This is a genomic window from Mycoplasma anserisalpingitidis (genome assembly GCF_007859615.1).
Classification (GTDB): domain Bacteria; phylum Bacillota_I; class Bacilli_A; order Mycoplasmatales; family Metamycoplasmataceae; genus Mycoplasmopsis; species Mycoplasmopsis anserisalpingitidis.
The window spans coordinates 520500-538898 of record NZ_CP042295.1; the positions used below are offsets into that span (position 1 = coordinate 520500).

Here is an 18399-nt window from a genome sequence, read left to right on the forward strand (position 1 = left end):
GTTTAATAAAAGCAATCATTATTTATAAAATAATCATATGTAAAAGATACCTTAATTATTCTTTATACTCTAACAATCATCTTGTATGGTCATTTTTTTAACTTAAATTTAAAATTTATAAGTTAGCTTAATATAATTTAAATATGAATAAAAAAATAATTAAAAAATCCTTAATTGGTATCTCAACTTTAGGTCTAACTATGCCTTTAATAACTCTCTCATGCAATGAAAGTAAAAATAGTAAACTTTGGGGGGATGATAATTTTAATAAAAAAATAAATTTAAGTAATTTAACTTATAGTGATGAATTAGAAAATGTGAAATTTATTGCTCCTTTTAATAAACAAGTTACACCATCAAATACTTTCTATCAACTTATAACTTATGCTTTTGCAGATGGAAATAATGATGGAATTGGTGATTTTATTGGTTTAACTGAAAATCTAGATTATTTTGTTAATTTAGGAATTGATACTTTATATCTCTCGCCTATTCATCCTGCTAGTTCATATCATGGTTATGATGTTATTGATTATACTGATGTCGCAGCTGAACTTGGAGGTATGGAAGCTTTTGATAAATTTTTAATTAAAGCACATGAAAAAGGAATTAGAGTAATAATTGATCTTGTATTTAACCATACTTCTTATGAACACCCTTGATTTCAAAAAGCTCTTCAAGGTGATCCTAAATATGAAAAATACTACAACTTTTATGAACCTAAGTCAAATCAAAGTGAAACAAAATACGGAATTGATGATTCAAGTTTAAGAAATCTTTTCTTTAACGTGGATAAAAGTATTCAACCTACAAACAAACATTATGTTGCAGAGTTTTGAGGTGGTATGCCTGACCTAAACCTTGATAATCCTGAAGTTATTCAAGAATTAATTAATATTCAATCATTCTGAGCTAAAAAAGGTGTTGATGGATTCAGATATGATGCTTTTTATCATTTCTTTAATTCTGAAAATCAACATGAAAGTAGAGATGATGGAAGTAAAATTGCTTCAATTTTTGCTCAGCTTAGAAAAAATTCTGAGTCAGTAATTTCTGAAACAGCAGAACAAAGAAGCAATAAAGAGTTAATTATGTTTGGTGAATGATGAGGAAATCCAGCTGATGCTAAAGTTTATTTCATGGATAAACAAAACAATAAAGCACTTAACGGAGTGCTTGATGGAATTAATTATGCTTCAAATTCATCAACTTTTATCTCATCTAATACCGAAAAGTTAGTCAAGGAATATTTACCATATAATTCACTTTGACTTCCAAGTATCGACAATCACGATCGGGTACGTTGAATACAAAAAATTAATCGTGAATTTTATTCAGGAAAACAAATCGATGAAAATGGTTTTGTAAATGATATTTTAAAAAATTACTACAGTGTAAACTTATTAAATATGCTCACTAAAGGTGGGAACCCAATAATTTACCATGGTGATGAATTAATGATGAACGGACATAAAGGTAATGGTGATCAATATGTTCGTGAAGCATTTAATTGAAAAAATAATAAATATCAGGTTGATTTTTATGAACGTCGTTCAGGAATTAATAGTTCACACATATACACTCATTCAATAAAAAACTTAAGTTCACCTGAAGAAATAAACAAAGATAAAGACTCAATTTACAGTATTGCAAGTGATATAAATAAACTTAGAAAAGAATTTATCCAACTTCGTGAAACAAATGTTGAATATATAGTAAATCCAAATGAAGTTTTAGTACACATTAATGATGATCTAACAAATAGTTTTGCTGAATATTACACTGTTAGAAAACTATCTGATAATGAATATTTATTAGTTTTAGTAGAAAATGTATTTAATAAATTTAAACCTATAATTCAAATTAATCAAGATTTTAACATTGAAGATATTCATCCAGAAATGAAGCGTAATATCACAATCAATAATAATCAATTATTATTAGACACTGGTGTAAACTTTGGAGTGTTTAAATTAGTTAGAAAGTAATTCCTTTTTTAGTAAATAAAAAAATTCATTTTTATTTTTTCAGCATATTAAAATGATTTCAACTTACAAAATAGTCAAAACTTTATGTGTGAAAAATATGGAAATGTTATTTTAAGAGTAATAAACTTATATAATTAATTATATATCGGAGGGATTATGAAAAAATTATTAAATAAAGTGGAAAATGTTGTTCCAGAAATGCTTGAAGGTTTAGCTAAATCTAACCCTAATATTTATAAACTTGATGGATATAATGTTATTGTTAGAAAAAATAAAGCTAATAAAGTTACATTAGTTTCTGGAGGTGGTGCTGGACACGAACCAGCTCATGCTGGATATGTTACATATGGTATGCTTGATGCCGCTGTTTCTGGAGAAGTATTTACTTCACCAACACCAGATCAAGTTTTAGCTGCTATTAAAGAAGTTGGAAATGAAAAAGGTGTTCTTTTAGTTGTTAAAAACTATACTGGAGACGTTATGAACTTTGAAATGGCTGCAGATTTTGCTCAAATGGAAAATATTAACGTTAAAAGTGTTATTGTAAATGATGATATAGCTGTTGAAAACAGTTTATATACAGTTGGAAAAAGAGGCGTTGCAGGTACAGTTTTAGTTCATAAAATTGCTGGTTCAGCCGCTGAAGATGGTCATGACTTAGAGTATGTAGCCCAAATAGCTCAAGAAGTTGTTGATAATACAGCTACTCTAGGAATGAGTTTAGGTGGATGTACAGTTCCTGCTTCTGGTAAGAAATCATTTGAACTTGCTGAAGATGAAATTGAAATGGGACTAGGGATTCATGGAGAACCAGGAACTCATAAAGAAAAAATTAAAAGTTCTGAAGAACATGTTAAATATATGTTAGATAAACTATTAGAACACTCTAAAGTAACAGAAAATGATGAAATTTGTGTTTTAGTAAATGGTCTCGGTGCTACAACACTTATGGAACTTTATGTAATTAATAATGATGTAAACAAATACTTAGAAAGTAAAAAGATTAAAATTCACAAGAATCTTGTTGGAAATTACATGACATCACTTGAAATGCCTGGATTTTCAATCACAGTTCTTAAATTAAGTGAAAAAACAAAGAAATATATGGACTTCGACATTAAAAACAATTTATTTTAATTAAATATTGTAGAAAGATAAACTAATGAATAAAATTGTTACAACTCAAGAATTAATTGATATTCTTAAAAAAATAGCTTCTAAAATTGAAATACATGAAGAAGAACTAACAGATTTAGATAGACAAATTGGAGATGGAGATCACGGCACAAACTTAAAACGTGGTTTTCATGAATTATTACCTATTTTAGAAACTAGTTCTAATAAGACTACTACCGAATTACTAAACTCATGTTCAATGATAATGATGAGTAAAGTTGGTGGAAGCTCTGGACCGCTTTTAGCTACTGCATTCATGAGAATGGCAAAAGAAACTGAATTAAACAAAATGCTTTTAGCTGCTGCTGAAGGAATTAAAATGCGTGGTAAAGCTGTTGTTGGTGAAAAAACAATGTTAGATGTTTTAGAACCATTTGCTAAAACTTTTGATGAATTACTTCAAAAAGGAGAAAATAATAAATCAGCCTTAGAAAAAGCATTAAAAGTTGCTTATGATTCAAAAGAATCAATAAAGAATAAACCAGCAACCAAAGGAAGAGCAAGTTATCTTGGTGAACGTTCTATTGGAATAGTAGATCCTGGTTCGCAAAGTATGTATTACATGTTAGAAACTTTAGTGGAGAATTATAATGATTAATTTTGTTGTGGTAAGTCACAGTAAAAAACTAGCTGAAGCTGCAATTGAATTAGCTTCAATTATGAAAAATAGTGAATTCAAAATTGTTAATGCAGCAGGTTTGGTTGATAGTGATGGTTTTGGAACTGATGTACAAAAGGTCATTGAAGCTATTAATTCTGTTAATGAAGGTGATGGTGTTTTGATTTTCTGTGAAATCGGTTCATCGCTTATGAGTTCGCAAATGGCAGTTGAAATGATAGGTGATGAAAAAGTTGTTTTAGTTGACGCGCCTTTTGTTGAGGCACTAATGGCTGCAACGGCTACAAACAATGAAAACATCACACTTGAACAACTTTTAGAAGAAACTCTTTTAACAAAAAGTTTTTCGAAGTTATAAATGAAAAAGTTGACATTTATTTGTCAACTTATTTTTTATTCTTCTTCAATTATTTCGGCTATATTCTTAGCATTTTCTTTTTCTTCTTTAAGTTTTTTATGTAACAATGGATAACTTTTAGCAGTTACTATTTTACTTAACTCTAAGTCATTCAATTTATTAGGAAGTTCACTATAAAATCTATTTTTAAATATATTGAATACCTTTTTAACTTCTTCAAGCTTTTTGATTGCTGAATCAATTTCATCTTCCATTTTGTTTAAGTTGTTATCCATTCTGCCAGAAGTTGTTAAGATACTTTCAACACGTTGATGAATATTTTTTTCTAATTCTAAAAGTGAAATGTTGTAATCATCATTTTCTTTTTCTTTTAGTTTTAGTTTGTAATAATCTCTTTCGAATTTAACAATAAATTTAATAAATTCAACAATTTGTTTTGGACGAATTACATACATATTTTCATAAAGCCCACTCATGTCCTTGAAACCATTATTATAAATCTCATTTTCAGGCTCATAAGTGGTTACTAAAACAGCATATTTACATTTTTTACTTTTACGATTTCTGTCTAGCTTTTCTAAAAAACTTGTGTTTTTTCTGTTTTCATTACTCATCATACGTTTCATCTCAAACATAATCGAAGTAACTTCAATTTTTTTATCTTCATCCAAAAATAAACGATAAATAAAATCACCTTTTTCATTTTCTTCATCAAGCTTTGTATCTTTTTCAAATGTTGAATACCTTTGAATTTCAAAGTCACATTCTTCCATATATTTATCTTTACAATATTCTTCCAAAGTACCACCGTAAGTTGAAATACCATAAACTTTTGAAGTATTTAGTTCATTCTTTTGAATTTCATTAACTCTAGCAATTTCCTCAGTTAATTTAGTATTCACCAATTCAATTCGGGTTATTTCAGCTTCTTTATCATTAATTATTTTTTCGTATTTTTCTTTTTCTTTATTTAAATTTTCATTTAACATTTCATTAAATTTATTTGTGATTTTTAATTCATTATCATGATTTAATAAAATTAATTTGTTTTTTTCTTCAGTTAATGATTCAATTTTCAATTTATTTTCATTTTGAATTTGATTAATTTTTTCATTTAATTTTATTTTAAATTCATTTTCTTTATCTTTAAGAACTAATGAGTATTTTTCACCCATACTAATATTTTTATTTTCTAATTCACTAATTTTGTTTAACAAATTGTTTTTTTCTAATTTGATTTTACTAATTTGCTCATTAATTTTTTGCAATTCAATATTTTTTTCTTTTTCTAACTTAATAAGTGCATCATTGAATTCAGATTTATGTTGGTTTTCTTTGTCTTTAAGAATTAATGAATACTTTTCATCTATACTATTATTTTTAGTTTCTAATTCATTTATTTTATTTAATAAATTATTTTTTTCTGTTTCAAGCTCTTTTAATTGGTTACCTATTTTTTGAACTTCTATATTTTTCTCTTTTTCTAGTTTATTAACCAATTCGTTCAATTCGTTTTTTTGCTGATTTTCTTTATCTTTTAAAATTAATGAATATCTTTCATCAGAGGTTTGATTTTTAATTTCTAACTCATTTATTTTATTTAATAAATTATTTTTTTCTGATTCTACTTTTTTAAGTTGTTCATTAAATTTTTGAAATTCATTATTTTTTTCTCTTTGTAACTCTGTTTCATACTTAAGTTTTAAACTTTCATTGATTTCTTCTTTTATTTTTTTACTCGAATTCTCATAGAAAAAATTATAAATTTCATTTTCAACTTTCTCAGTTAATTCAATTATTGCATTGCATTTTGGACAATTTATTTTTATATGTTGCATTTCTCTCCTTGTTATGATCCTATATTTATATTTAAAATTATAGGATATTTAAAGCTTTTTTGATAATTAAAAGAGCGTTCCACAAATGTGGAAATTTTACTTTTTTTGGAAAAAATGAAAATGATTTCATTAAAATATTAATGTAATCAAACATATGAGGAGATTAAAAAAATGAAAAAATATGATGTAGTTATTATAGGAGCTGGTATCATCGGAGCATCAATCGCTTACGAGTTATCAAGATATAAACTTGATGTACTAGTAGTTGAAAAAAATCCAAAAGTTGCTGATGAAACTTCATTAGGTAACTCAGGATTAATTCACGGAGGTTTTGACCCTGAACCACACAAAATTGAAGCTAAATTAAACTTAGCAGGAAATATTAAATGACAAACAGACTGATTTAAACACTTAAAATTCCCTAGAGTTAAAATTGACTCATTAATCTTAGCATTCAATGAAGAAGAAATGAAACATGTTCACATGTTATATGATCGTGGATTAGTAAATAAACTTGATCCTAAAGACTTAAAAGTTCTCACAAGAGAAGAAGTTCTCAAAAAAGAACCTAATGTTAACCCAGAAGTTTTAGGAGCTTTATTATGTACTTCATCAGTTGCTATTCACCCAGTTGAAGCAACTAAAGCACTTTTAGGAGCATCAAAACAAAACGGAACTGAATTAAGAGTAAGTTCTGAAGTTACAGATATTAAATATGAAAACAATGAATTTACATTAACAATTAATGGAACAGATAAGGTTGTTGCTAAAAAAGTTGTTAATGCTGCAGGACACTATGCTGATGTTCTTGCAAATAAATTCAACTTTGACGACTTTAAACAAACAACACGTCGTGGAGAATACCGTATTTTAGATAACTATGATAAAAATCTAATTGGTTCAGTATTATTTAAGGTACCTACAATTCATGGAAAAGGTGTTATCGTTGCACCTACATTAGATGGACACTACTTAGTTGGACCTACAGCTGAAGAAGGTGTGCCACGTGAAGATACAAGACTTGTTACAAGAGAAAAATACGATTATATCGGAGAAATTGGAAAGAAAATTGTTCCATCACTTAAATTAGATAGAACAATAATGACACTTTCAGGTTCACGTCCAATTGATGTTGAAACAAACGACTTTGTTATCCGTAAGTCAAAAAACAACCCAGACTTTGTTTTAGCCGCTGGTATGCAATCACCTGCACTTAGTTCGGCTCCATCAATTGCTGAAGAAATAGTTAAATTACTTGATTTAAAACTTGAAAAACGTGAAGATTTCAAACCAGATTATGAAATTGACGTATTCTAAAAATTAATTAGAAAAGGTAAATATGAATAAAGATAAATATATCATTACTCTTGATGAAGGTACAACATCTTGTCGTACAATTGTGTTTGATCACAACGCGAATATTGTATCTACATCACAACATGAATTCACACAATATTATCCAAAAAGTGGGTGAGTTGAACATGATGCATTAGAAATCTGGAACACCCAACTTTCTACAATGCAATCAGCAAAAAATAAAGCAAACATTAAATCAAATGATGTTGTAGCTGTGGGTATTACAAACCAACGTGAAACAGTTGTTTTATGAAATAAAGAAACAGGTTTACCAGTATACAACGCTATTGTTTGACAAGACAGAAGAACAAGTGACTACTGTGACACTTTAACAGAACATGTTGAAATGGTTCGTCAAAAAACCGGATTAATTATTAACCCTTACTTCAGTGGAACAAAAATTAGATGAATTCTTAAAAATGTTCCTGAAGCTCAAAAAGCTTTAGAAAGCGGTTCATTACTTGCTGGTACAATTGATACTTGATTAATTTGAAAATTAACAGGTGATAAAGTTCATGCTACTGACGTATCAAATGCATCTAGAACATTATTATTCAACATTAACACAATGGATTGAGATGATGAATTATTAGAATTATTTGAAATTCCACGTTCAATTCTTCCAGAAGTTAAATCTTCAAGTGAAGTATATGGAATCATTAATCCAAAACACTGATCATTAAGAGCTACTGGTGAAGTTCCAATTGCTGGGGTAGCTGGAGACCAACAATCAGCTTTATTTGGTCAATTATGTAATAAAGTTGGTATGGTTAAAAATACTTATGGAACAGGTTGCTTCACCTTGATGAATATTGGTGATAAACCAATTCTTTCAAAAAATAAATTATTAACAACAGTTGCATGACAACTCGGTAAAGAAAAACCTGTTTATGCACTTGAGGGGTCAGTATTTATTGCTGGAGCTGCCATTCAATGAATTCGTGATGGATTACAATTAATCTATAACTCAGCAGAATCAGATTTCTACGCTTCACTTGCAGAGAAAGATAATACTCACCAAGTATATTTAGTGCCATCATTCACAGGTTTGGGAGCACCATACTGAGATTCATACTCACGTGGAGCAATCTTCGGAATCGAAAGAGGTACTAAGAAAGAACACATAGTTAAAGCAACTTTAGAATCAATTGCATATCAATCAAACGATTTAATCAAAGCTATGGCTGCTGATGTTGATAAGAAAATTGAAGTTCTTAAAGTTGACGGAGGAGCATCAAATTCAAATTATTTAATGCAATTCCAATCATCAATTTCTAATGTTAAAGTTATTCGTCCAAAAAATGTTGAAACTACAGCATTAGGAGCAACATTCCTTGCTGGATTAGCAACAAAATATTGAGATAATCTTGATGAAATTGAAAAAAATACAATGGTTGATAAAGAATTCACACCACAATTATCTTCAAAAGAAGTTGAATCGTTAATTCGTGGTTGGGATGAAGCAGTTAAACGTACATTTAACTGAGTAAAAGAAATCGAGGTAAAATAAAAAATGGGAACAGCCTTTTTAAGTGAATTTATAGGAACAATGGTTCTTATAATTCTAGGTAATGGTGTTTGTGCAAGTGCAAACTTCAAAAATATGTTTGCACACAAAACACAAAATTGGGTATTAATTACTTTTGGATGAGCTATCGCCGTATTTGGTGGTATTGTTGCATCACAAGCATTCACTGGTTCAGTAGCACACTTAAACCCAGCAGTTACTGTTTGAAGTTTAATTAAAGCATTTGCTGATGGTACTACAAGTAGCGTAGGAACAGTTATTGGTACACATGTTCTTTACATTGTAGGTCAAATTGTTGGAGCATTTGTAGGACAAGTTATTCTTAATGTTATTAACTGAAATCACATTAAAGAAAATGAACTTAGTGCATTAAAAGGTTCATCATGTACAGGTCCTTCACACCAAGGTAAATTTGCACAAAACATGATGTATGAATTCCTTGGTACAGCAATCCTTATTGGAATTATTCATGCTGGTTCATTAAATCCTAATTTCGCAGTTTTAGGATCTATGGGAGTTCCATGAATCATTTTAGGAATCGGTATGTCTCTTGGTTCAGCTACAGGTTATGCAATTAACCCAGTTAGAGATTTAGTTCCAAGATTAGTATACTTCTTAACAGTTAAATTAATGTTCAAAGATGTTAAAGATGCACCTAGTGCAGATTGAAAATATGGTTTATTAGTTCCAGGTTTAGCACCTTTATTAGCCGGAGTTGTAGTTCCATTAGTATTCATGGCTTTCAAAGCAATGAATGTTCTAACTGCATAATTCAATAAATTAATAACTCATTATAAAAAATAGTTGGCAAATTAATGTCAACTATTTTTATTCATTAAATGTAGAATTATTTAATAGAATCTACTAAGTTTTTAAGAAGACAAACAACCGTCATTGGGCCAACACCACCAGGAACTGGAGTGATTGCTGCAACTTTATCTTTAACACTTTCAAAATCTACATCACCGGAAATAACATCAGGTAAATGATCGTCTAAATTAGTACCAACATCGATAACTATAGCGCCATCTTTAACATTAGCAGCCTTAACTAATTTAGCTTCACCCGCAGCAACAACTACAATATCAGCATTTTCAACACCCTTAATACCTGTGTGTTCATCATAAGTAGCGACTGAAGCACCCATTCTTTTAATAATGTGAGCTACAGGTTTACCAACTAAATAACTTCTACCAATAACAGCAACTCTTTTATCTTCAACTTCAATGTTGTAGTGTTCCATTAATTCAAGAACAGCTCTAGCGGTCGCTGGAACAAAGAATTTGTCTTTAGTTCTTGAACCGTTGTACAAGGCAAATTCATTTCTATTACTTAAGCCATCGATATCTTTTTCATATGGAATTGCATCCATTATAACTTGAGTTGGAATATGTTTAGGTAATGGTAATTGAACAATTATTCCATCACTATAGTCATTAATTGAATCCATTTTTTTAAGTAGTCTGTCTTGACTAATTGATTCATCATATTTGTATAAAGTAGCTTCAATACCTAAATATTCGGCCTTTTTAATTTTATTTTGAACATATTTATTTGAAGCTGGATTATCACCAACTTGAACAATACCAAGACGTATTTTTCTTGGTAAATTCATTGAATCAATCTCATTTTTTAATTTTTCTAACTCTCTTTTAGCTAACTCGACACCACTTAATATTTGCATCTAAGTTCCTCCTCATAAATTTTTAGTTCTTCTTGATATTTTTCAAGCTTATCTTTTTCTGCTTGAACTTTTTCAATAGGAGCTTTTTCAGTAAAGTTTTTATTATTCAACATGTTTGAAGCTCTGTTTATTTCAAACTTAACTTTTTCAATCTTTTCAATTAATCTTTGTTTATTAATTTCTTTTTGATTAGCATCAATCTCAATAAATAAATTACCAGAATTTAATGCAAAAATTGCATCATTATTTTGTTTGAATTCAGCACTAGCCATTTTTCTAATTGTATCTTTTGCAACTTCATTTAACTCATTATCAAAGAAATAATTAATAATTTCTTTCTTAGATATTTGATTTTCTTCACGATATTTTCTAATTGTTGAAATAATTTCAATCAAAGTATCGATATATTCAACATTTTCGAATTCTTCTAATTTAGGTCAATTATTTTCTAATAATTCTTCATTATAAATATCACTAAATAATCTATCGGTTATAAAGGGCATAAATGGATGAAGAATAATTAAAATATTTTTAAGAATTTCTAAAGATACTTTTTTAGAAGCGTTTGATTTAATTAATTCAATATATCATGAGCTAAAGTCATTGTATATAAATTTATTGACTTCAGCGCACATTAATGTAAATTCATATTTTTCCATGAATTTATCGATATTGTTTTGTAAAGCAATAATTTTATTTGTAATTCATTTATCTGCATCGGTGTATTCAGAATTATTATTGTCTTCCATCTCACAAATGTATCTGGCAATATTCCACAATTTATTATTCATTGCTCAAGCTACTTGAATTTTTTCTGGAGAATATCTAATATCCATTCCTGGAGTAGTGTTTGCAATTAAGAATCATCTTAAAGCATCGGAACCGTATTTATCAACCACATCCATTGGGTCAATACCATTATTCAATGATTTAGACATTTTTCTATTTTGTTCATCTCTGATAAGACCATGAAGTAAAACATGTTTGAAAGGTTTTTCATTTTGGAATTCTAAACCAAAAAGATACATACGCGCAATTCAGAAGAAAATTAAATCATAACCAGTTACTAATACATCACCAGGATAATATCTTTTTAATTTTTCATCACTATCTGGTCAACCTAAGAAAGCAAATGGAGCTAAACCGCTTGAGAATCATGTATCAAGTACATCGGGGTCTTGAATTCAACCTTCACCCGGACATTCAATTTGAACTTTAATTTCATTTCCTTTATATCAACAAGGTATTTGGTGTCCTCACCATAATTGTCTAGAAATAGTTCAATCATAAACATTTTCCATTCATTGTTTTAATGTATTTTCAAAACGTGAAGGGAAAAATTCAACTTTTTTTCCACCTTTAAGATGATTTAAAATATCACTAGCAAATTTGTCCATTTTAACAAATCATTGAGGCATAACAAGAATTTCAATTGGTGCCTTACTTCTATCACTATAACCAACATTAGAAATTGAATTTTCAACTTTAGTTAAATAATGATTTATTTCAAGATATTTTGCAATTGCTTCACGCGCAGCAAATCTTTCTAATTTATCAAATTCACTTCCTGGAGCATTAATATACCCTTTTTTATCGATAGTTTCAAGAATTTCTAAATTATGTTTTTTAATAATTTCAATATCAACTTCAGCATGTGCTGATAATTTCATAACACCTGAACCAAAATCTTTATCAACATAACTATCTTCAATAATAGGTAATCTTCTCTTTGTAATTGGATGAATAGCAAATTTTCCTTGAAGATGTTTATATCTAGTATCTTCTGGATTGTAAACTAAAGCTACGTCTGAAAGTAAAGTTTCAGTTCTAACTGTTGCAACTTCTAAAAATTGTTCTGAATTTTCAATAAAGTACTTAATATAGTACATTTTTTGTTCAGTTGGTTTATTAACAACTTCAATATTTGATAAAGCTGTTTCAAGTTCTGGATCTCAATTTATTGCCTTAACATCTCTATAAATTAATCCTTTGTTATATAACTCAATAAAAACTTTTAAAACTGCATTATTAGCGCTTTCATCTAGAGTAAATCTTTCATTAGAATAATCAAGAGCAAGTCCTAACGATGACCATTGCTTTCTAAAGGTTGCTGCGTATTCATCTTTTCAATCTCAAACTAATTTAAGAAAGCCTTCTCTTCCTAAATCATGTCTAGTTAAACCTTTATTTTCATATAAAGTTTGTTCAACTTTAGCTTGTGTAGCAATTCCTGCGTGATCCATCCCAGCAATTCAAAATACATCAAAGTTATTTAATTTTTTATAACGAATAATTGTGTCAGGAATATACGAATCTAGTGCGTGACCTAGGTGTAATTTACCTGTTACGTTTGGTGGTGGTAAAAGAATTGAAAAAGGTTTTTTTCTCTCATCATGATCCATGAAAAATCTTTTTTCTTGTCATTTTTTTTCAATATTTTTTTCAACTTCTTTATGATTATAAATTTTTTCCACGATGTCCTCTTTTTTACAAAATATATATTTAAAATATTTATTTATATTTTACCACAAATATGACATTTACAGTTCCATACACTAATTATGGAAGTTTTATAATGATTTTTCTAATATTTTAGGTAGAATTAACTTATCAAAATAAAAAAGAGGTATTTTATGAAAAAAATAAAAAATAAATTATTGCTAATTGGTTCTGTAGTATCTACTTCTTCTTTTTTAGCTTTATCAGCTTCATGTTCAAATAAAAATGAAGAAGAAATCAAAGTAGAAAATCCAAATGATAATACTCAAGATGAATTAAAAATTAATTTCGATAATGAATTTTTACTTAACTTAGATAAAGAATACTTTAATTTTAAATTAATTGAAACTTATCAAGAAAATAATAAAGAAAAACTTCAACAAAATTACATTGATTTTATGAAGAAAACTTTTGATTTGATTAAGCAATTAATTAATAATTTAAAAGAAGTTATAACACCTATCTCTTCAAAAGAAACTGAAACTATGAAAGAATTGGTTAATAGTATTGATGCTTTATTAACTGATATAGAAGAAGTAATCAAAATAGATACTAATGAAAAGTTTGATGAATTCCAAAGTAAATCAAACAAGATTAATGACGCTTCTCTTTCAAATCTTTTACAAAAAGTAAATTTAGCTGTATTAGATTCAAACAATGAATTTGACGATTCAATGAAGCAAAAAATATCACAATACAGTCTTAAACACCAAAAAGATTTACTTTATAAATCAACTGAACTCGATCTACAAAATCAAAAATCAGTTATCGAATATGTTAAAGCAAATAACTCAGATTTATATCAACTAGCTAATGAATTATTTCAAATTAAATCTCAAGATAAAATTTTAGTTCTAATAAATAAAGCAATTGAAAACTTAGATAGCGAAAATAGTGAAACTTTATCCGATTCACTTTTAAGTTATCAAGCAACTCTAAAAGTATTGAGTTATGCAGAATTAATTCAGAATAATAATATTAAAAATGGTTTGGTTTTACCACAAAAATTAAATCATAATATACCTTTCGATGCCAATCCAGCATTTGTGACAACTATTGAATCTTGAAAATTAATTGAAAATGATTTAGATTCATCAAATGAAAATTCAATTTTTATTAAAAATTCTAAGGAAGAAATCGTTGGTATTAAATATTTGAAAAATAATAATAGATTTATTTCAAACCAAGATGAAGATATTGATGAAGAATTAACAATTTCGATAGCAAATATTGTAAATGAAGTATTAAAAAGAAACCCAAAATTAAAAAGCGTTACTAGAATCAAAGCAACTGATAACGGACCAATTTTAATAACAAATCTAAATAATCAAGTGGTTTCGAACCTAGAAGAAGTTAAAAGCGAAAATTCAACTACAAACAAAATAACTATAAAAAGAACTGAAGGACAAATAAATGTTTTTGCTCAATATCCTTTAATTCTTCAACAGCTTTTAAATTCAAATTTAATACAAATTTCTCAAGATGATCTTAATTTTATAGTACTAATTTTCAATTACTAATTTATGGTTAATTTTCTTAAATTAACCTTTTTTATATACCTTTTTAACAAGCGTAATATTATTCAAAAATAATGTAAAATTTAAGTAATATTTATAATGAATGGAGCAATATGTTTTTTAAAATTAAAGGTACAAAAGATTATGATAAATATGATGTTGCTTTAAGAGATGATATTTACAATAATTTTAATAATTTAATTAAAATTTATAATTTTAAAATGATTGATACTCCTATTTTTGAGGCTACTGAATTATTCAAACGCTCAAATGAATCAAGCGATATGGTTCGTAAGGAAATGTATGATTTTCTTGATAAGGGTAAACGTTCAATTTGTCTTAGACCAGAAGGAACTGCGCCATTTATTCGTGCTTTAATTGAAAATAAATGATATGTAGATCAAAATAAATTCGCTTATTTTGGTCCGATGTTCAGATACGAACAACCTCAAAAAGGGCGTTATCGTCAATTTATACAAGCGGGAATTGAATATTTATCTAATAAAAATCCATTGTATGATGTTGAAGTAATTTTAATGGCAAAAGAAATAATTGAAAAATATTTTGACTTCGATAAGGAAATTGAATTAAAAATTAATTCAATTGGTGATCTTGAAACTAGACAAAAATACGAAAATGACGTTTACAATTTTCTTCTTCCATATTACGAGCAATTAACTCAAACAAGTAAAGAAAGATTAAATGAACGTAAAGTTTTAAGAATTCTTGATGATAAAATTGATTCAAAACATAAGTTTATGAATGACTGTCCAAAAATTATTGATTATTTAAGTCCTAGTTCACGGGATTACTTTGATGCAATTTGTGATAAACTTAAAAATCAAAATATTAAATTTACTGTTTCTACTGATTTAGTGAGAGGCTTGGATTATTATGACGAATTAGTTTTTGAATTTGTCGTTAAAACTCAAGAAAATGAATTAACTGTTCTTGGTGGTGGGAGATATTCAAAGCTAATTAACGAACTTGGCGGTCCTGACCTTTCAAGTATTGGATTTGGTCTTGGTGTTGATCGTATGATGGCTCTGATTAAAGATCTCCACCCAGAAATAAATGAAAAATTATTAAAAAATGTGGATTCAGTTGAAGTTTTTGCAACAACAAGTACAGACGAAATCGAAAATAAAAATATTATTTTTGAATTAGTTAATAATTTGAGAAAAAACAATATTAGTGTTGAATTTAATCCTGATGAAATTAAGATTAAGAAAATTTTTAATCATGCTCAAAAATATAATGCTAAATTTTTATTATTTGATGATATTAAAGTGGAAAATAAAATATTACTAAAAAATTTAGAAACTAAAGAAACATATCAGTTAGAAAAAAATGATTCGATTTTAACAAACATCATGAACTTATTAAAAAAATAACTAAGGATAATTATGAAAAAAGAAATTAAAAACAATGAATTAAGAATAGAAAATGTTGGTCAAAAAGTTACTCTCTACGGTTGAGTTGCTAACAAAAGAAGATTTGGTGAATTAAATTTTGTTGACTTAAGAGATAAATATGGAATTACTCAATTGGTTTTTAATAAACCAATTAATTTCTCAAAAGAAAGTGTTTTAGAAGTACAAGGTTTGGTTGTTGAAAGAAAAGATAAAAACCCAAACTTAGAAACTGGTGATATTGAAGTGGTAGTTGAAGACTTCGTAATTCTTTCAAGTGCAGCTGAGTTGCCTTTTTCAGTTAAGGATGAAATTGAAGTTAAAGAAGATTTAAGACTAAAATATAGATATTTAGACTTAAGAAGACCAGTGATGCAAAAAACTCTTGCACTTAAAAATAAAATTTTCTATCACATTAGAGAATATATGCAAGAAAATGACTTCACTGAATTAGAAACCCCTATGTTGGCTAAGGCTACACCAGAAGGTGCTAGAGACTTTTTAGTTCCAACTAGAACTCGAGGAACATTCTTTGCTTTACCACAATCACCTCAATTATTCAAACAATTATTAATGGTAGCTGGTTTTGAAAGATACTATCAATTTGCAAGATGTTTTAGAGACGAAGACTCTAGAAAAGATAGACAACCAGAGTTTACTCAATTGGATATTGAAGTAAGTTTTATGTCTGTTGAAAAATTCCAAGAAATGGTTGAAGGTTTATTCAAACACTTCATGAAGAAAATAGGTCATGAAATTAAAACTCCATTCCAAAGATTGAAATTTGATGATTGTATTAGAGATTATGGGACAGATAAACCTGACTTAAGGTATGAGTACAAAATTATTGATATTGATTCATTCTGTAATAATACAGATTTTAATGTAATTAAAGAAGCAAAAAGCAAGAGAATGCTTAAGGTTCCATCGATAATTTCTAAGAAAGATTTTAAATCTCTTGAAGAGATTGCTAATAAAAATAAAGCAAAGATATTATTCTATTTTGTAGTTGAAAATGGTGTGGTATCACACTCAAACTTTGCTAAAAAAGTTTCTGATGAAGTAAATAAACTAATCCAAATTCATGGTGATGGTTCATATTTTATTGTTGCTGACGAATTTGAAAATGCTTCAAAAGCTCTTGGTGCAGTTCGTGTTGAATTAAACAATATGTTTAACTATGCACGCGATGAATATAACTTTAGTTGAATTGTTGATTGACCAATGTTTGAGTACGATGAAACATTTAAACGTTGACAAGCAGCGCACCACCCATTCACTCAATTTGATAATATTCTAGAAGAAATTAATACATTAGAACTTTCAAAATTACGTGCCAAAAGCTACGACTTAGTATTAAACGGATTTGAATTAGGGTCTGGTTCTGCTAGAATTAGCGATCCACAAATGCAAGAGAAAATGTTTGAACTTATTGGTATGTCTAAGGAAGAACAAGAATCAAAATTCGGTTTCTTCCTTAAAGCGTTTAATTATGGAGTTCCACCACACTGTGGAATTGGTTTGGGTATGGACAGATTAACAATGATTTTAGCCAACCACAAAACAATAAGAGATGTTATTGCATTCCCTAAAAACGCAAAAAATCAAGACGTATTTACTGAAGCTCCAAGCGGAGTTTCTGAAGAACAACTTCAAGAATTATTTATTAAAGTTATTCAAGAAGAAAATTAATCGAATGAGTAAAAAAGTTGACAATAATAGAGTCAACTTTTTTTATTTCCTTGCATATTCCTTTATTTGAATAAAAAAATACCATTCAAGGTAATTTTAGTATTATAAATTTTCAACAAGTGAATTAATTTTATTATCATATTCATTGATTAATTCACCATTATTTAATGAATTTGCTAAATTAACTTTAGTTCCAGCAACCAAAAGTGATTGAACCTTTTTTGCACCTAAAAACTTAAAGGTACCTTCAAGTCAACCTAAATGGTTTCCTCAAGAATATCAACCTTCAGGAGCTCCTTGTGAAGCAATAATAGTTACATCAATATTAGTTAATAAACCAATAGCATCACCTTTTTTGCTATATTTGTATGAAAATGTTTGGTCTGCAACTGAAATAGCATCGATAAAGTTTTTTACAATTGTCGATGGACCGAAATTTATCATTGGAACAGAAATAATAACTTTATCAACTTCTTTCATTTTTGCAATTCACTTTGCACTTTCAACGTCTGTATAATAGGTTGAAAATGATTTTTGCGTTAAGAACACATCTGCTAATTTAGTTTTAGCTAAGTTGATTACTTCAATTTCAGCATCTTGATATTTAGATTCTACTTTGTCAACAAAATAGTCAACAACTTTATTTGAAAATGAATTAGCATCTGCTACTAGATTTCCTTTAAGTACTAAAACCTTCATATTACCTCACTTTCAAAATTATATTAATTTAAT

At 28.0% G+C, this 18399-nt stretch carries 14 protein-coding genes; 10 read left to right on the forward strand and 4 right to left on the reverse strand.

Translation table 4 applies throughout. The features are described 5' to 3' along the window. Positions 1–143 precede the first annotated feature (143 nt). The 4 genes from FRW55_RS02020 to dhaM all read left to right on the forward strand — a co-directional run bounded on the left by FRW55_RS02020 (position 144) and on the right by dhaM (position 4141). The gene (locus tag FRW55_RS02020; RefSeq protein WP_237025357.1) at positions 144–1988 is read left to right on the forward strand and encodes an alpha-amylase family glycosyl hydrolase; all 1845 of its coding nucleotides are present in this window, start codon (positions 144–146) and stop codon (positions 1986–1988) included. A gap of 156 nt (positions 1989–2144) precedes the next feature. Next, positions 2145–3125, forward strand: coding sequence for a dihydroxyacetone kinase subunit DhaK (dhaK, locus tag FRW55_RS02025; RefSeq protein ID WP_146368518.1), 981 nt, complete (start codon positions 2145–2147; stop codon positions 3123–3125). 25 nt (positions 3126–3150) lie between these two features. Next, positions 3151–3762 (forward strand): dihydroxyacetone kinase subunit DhaL, encoded by a 612-nt coding sequence (gene dhaL, locus FRW55_RS02030; protein WP_146368519.1) that lies wholly within the window; start codon positions 3151–3153, stop codon positions 3760–3762. After that, complete coding sequence (gene dhaM, locus FRW55_RS02035) at positions 3755–4141, forward strand: dihydroxyacetone kinase phosphoryl donor subunit DhaM (RefSeq protein WP_146368520.1); 387 nt, start codon at positions 3755–3757, stop codon at positions 4139–4141. The genes dhaL and dhaM overlap by 8 nt, the downstream gene beginning before the upstream one ends. Before the next feature lie 35 nt (positions 4142–4176). On the opposite strand, the gene FRW55_RS02040 is transcribed toward dhaM, so the two are convergent. After that, positions 4177–5979, reverse strand: coding sequence for a DUF2130 domain-containing protein (locus FRW55_RS02040; RefSeq protein WP_146368521.1), 1803 nt, complete (start codon positions 5977–5979; stop codon positions 4177–4179). Positions 5980–6150: 171 nt separating this feature from the next. Between FRW55_RS02040 and glpO the strand changes: the two genes are divergently transcribed. The 3 genes from glpO to FRW55_RS02055 are packed head-to-tail and all read left to right on the forward strand — an operon-like array spanning position 6151 to position 9634. Further along, positions 6151–7296, forward strand: a complete 1146-nt coding sequence (gene glpO, locus FRW55_RS02045; protein WP_146368522.1) for a type 2 glycerol-3-phosphate oxidase — start codon at positions 6151–6153, stop codon at positions 7294–7296. Positions 7297–7318: 22 nt separating this feature from the next. Next, positions 7319–8845 (forward strand): glycerol kinase GlpK, encoded by a 1527-nt coding sequence (gene glpK, locus FRW55_RS02050; protein WP_146368523.1) that lies wholly within the window; start codon positions 7319–7321, stop codon positions 8843–8845. 3 nt (positions 8846–8848) lie between these two features. Continuing rightward, complete coding sequence (locus tag FRW55_RS02055) at positions 8849–9634, forward strand: MIP/aquaporin family protein (protein ID WP_146368524.1); 786 nt, start codon at positions 8849–8851, stop codon at positions 9632–9634. Positions 9635–9710: 76 nt separating this feature from the next. On the opposite strand, the gene FRW55_RS02060 is transcribed toward FRW55_RS02055, so the two are convergent. Together FRW55_RS02060 and FRW55_RS02065 are read right to left on the reverse strand one after the other, a co-directional pair. Beyond that, entirely contained in the window at positions 9711–10547 is an 837-nt protein-coding gene (locus FRW55_RS02060) for a bifunctional 5,10-methylenetetrahydrofolate dehydrogenase/5,10-methenyltetrahydrofolate cyclohydrolase (protein WP_146308527.1), read from the reverse strand. Continuing rightward, positions 10535–13021 (reverse strand): valine--tRNA ligase, encoded by a 2487-nt coding sequence (locus FRW55_RS02065; RefSeq protein ID WP_146368525.1) that lies wholly within the window; start codon positions 13019–13021, stop codon positions 10535–10537. Before FRW55_RS02065 ends, FRW55_RS02060 begins: the two co-directional genes overlap by 13 nt. A gap of 159 nt (positions 13022–13180) precedes the next feature. On the opposite strand from FRW55_RS02065, the gene FRW55_RS02070 reads away from it, so the two are divergent. The 3 genes from FRW55_RS02070 (at position 13181) to aspS (ending at position 17667) form a co-directional block, all read left to right on the forward strand. Next, positions 13181–14566: a hypothetical protein gene (locus tag FRW55_RS02070; protein WP_146368526.1), complete on the forward strand. Its 1386-nt coding sequence runs from the start codon at positions 13181–13183 to the stop codon at positions 14564–14566. Positions 14567–14676: 110 nt separating this feature from the next. After that, a complete protein-coding gene (gene hisS / locus FRW55_RS02075; RefSeq protein ID WP_146368527.1) occupies positions 14677–15957 on the forward strand; it encodes a histidine--tRNA ligase in 1281 nt (426 codons plus the stop codon). Between the two features lie 12 nt (positions 15958–15969). Further along, on the forward strand, positions 15970–17667 hold the full coding sequence (aspS, locus tag FRW55_RS02080; protein WP_201798396.1) for an aspartate--tRNA ligase: 1698 nt from the start codon (positions 15970–15972) through the stop codon (positions 17665–17667). Positions 17668–17769: 102 nt separating this feature from the next. Here aspS and FRW55_RS02085 read toward each other — a convergent pair whose 3' ends face one another. Continuing rightward, a complete protein-coding gene (locus FRW55_RS02085) occupies positions 17770–18366 on the reverse strand; it encodes an FMN-dependent NADH-azoreductase (protein ID WP_146368529.1) in 597 nt (198 codons plus the stop codon). Positions 18367–18399 lie beyond the last annotated feature (33 nt).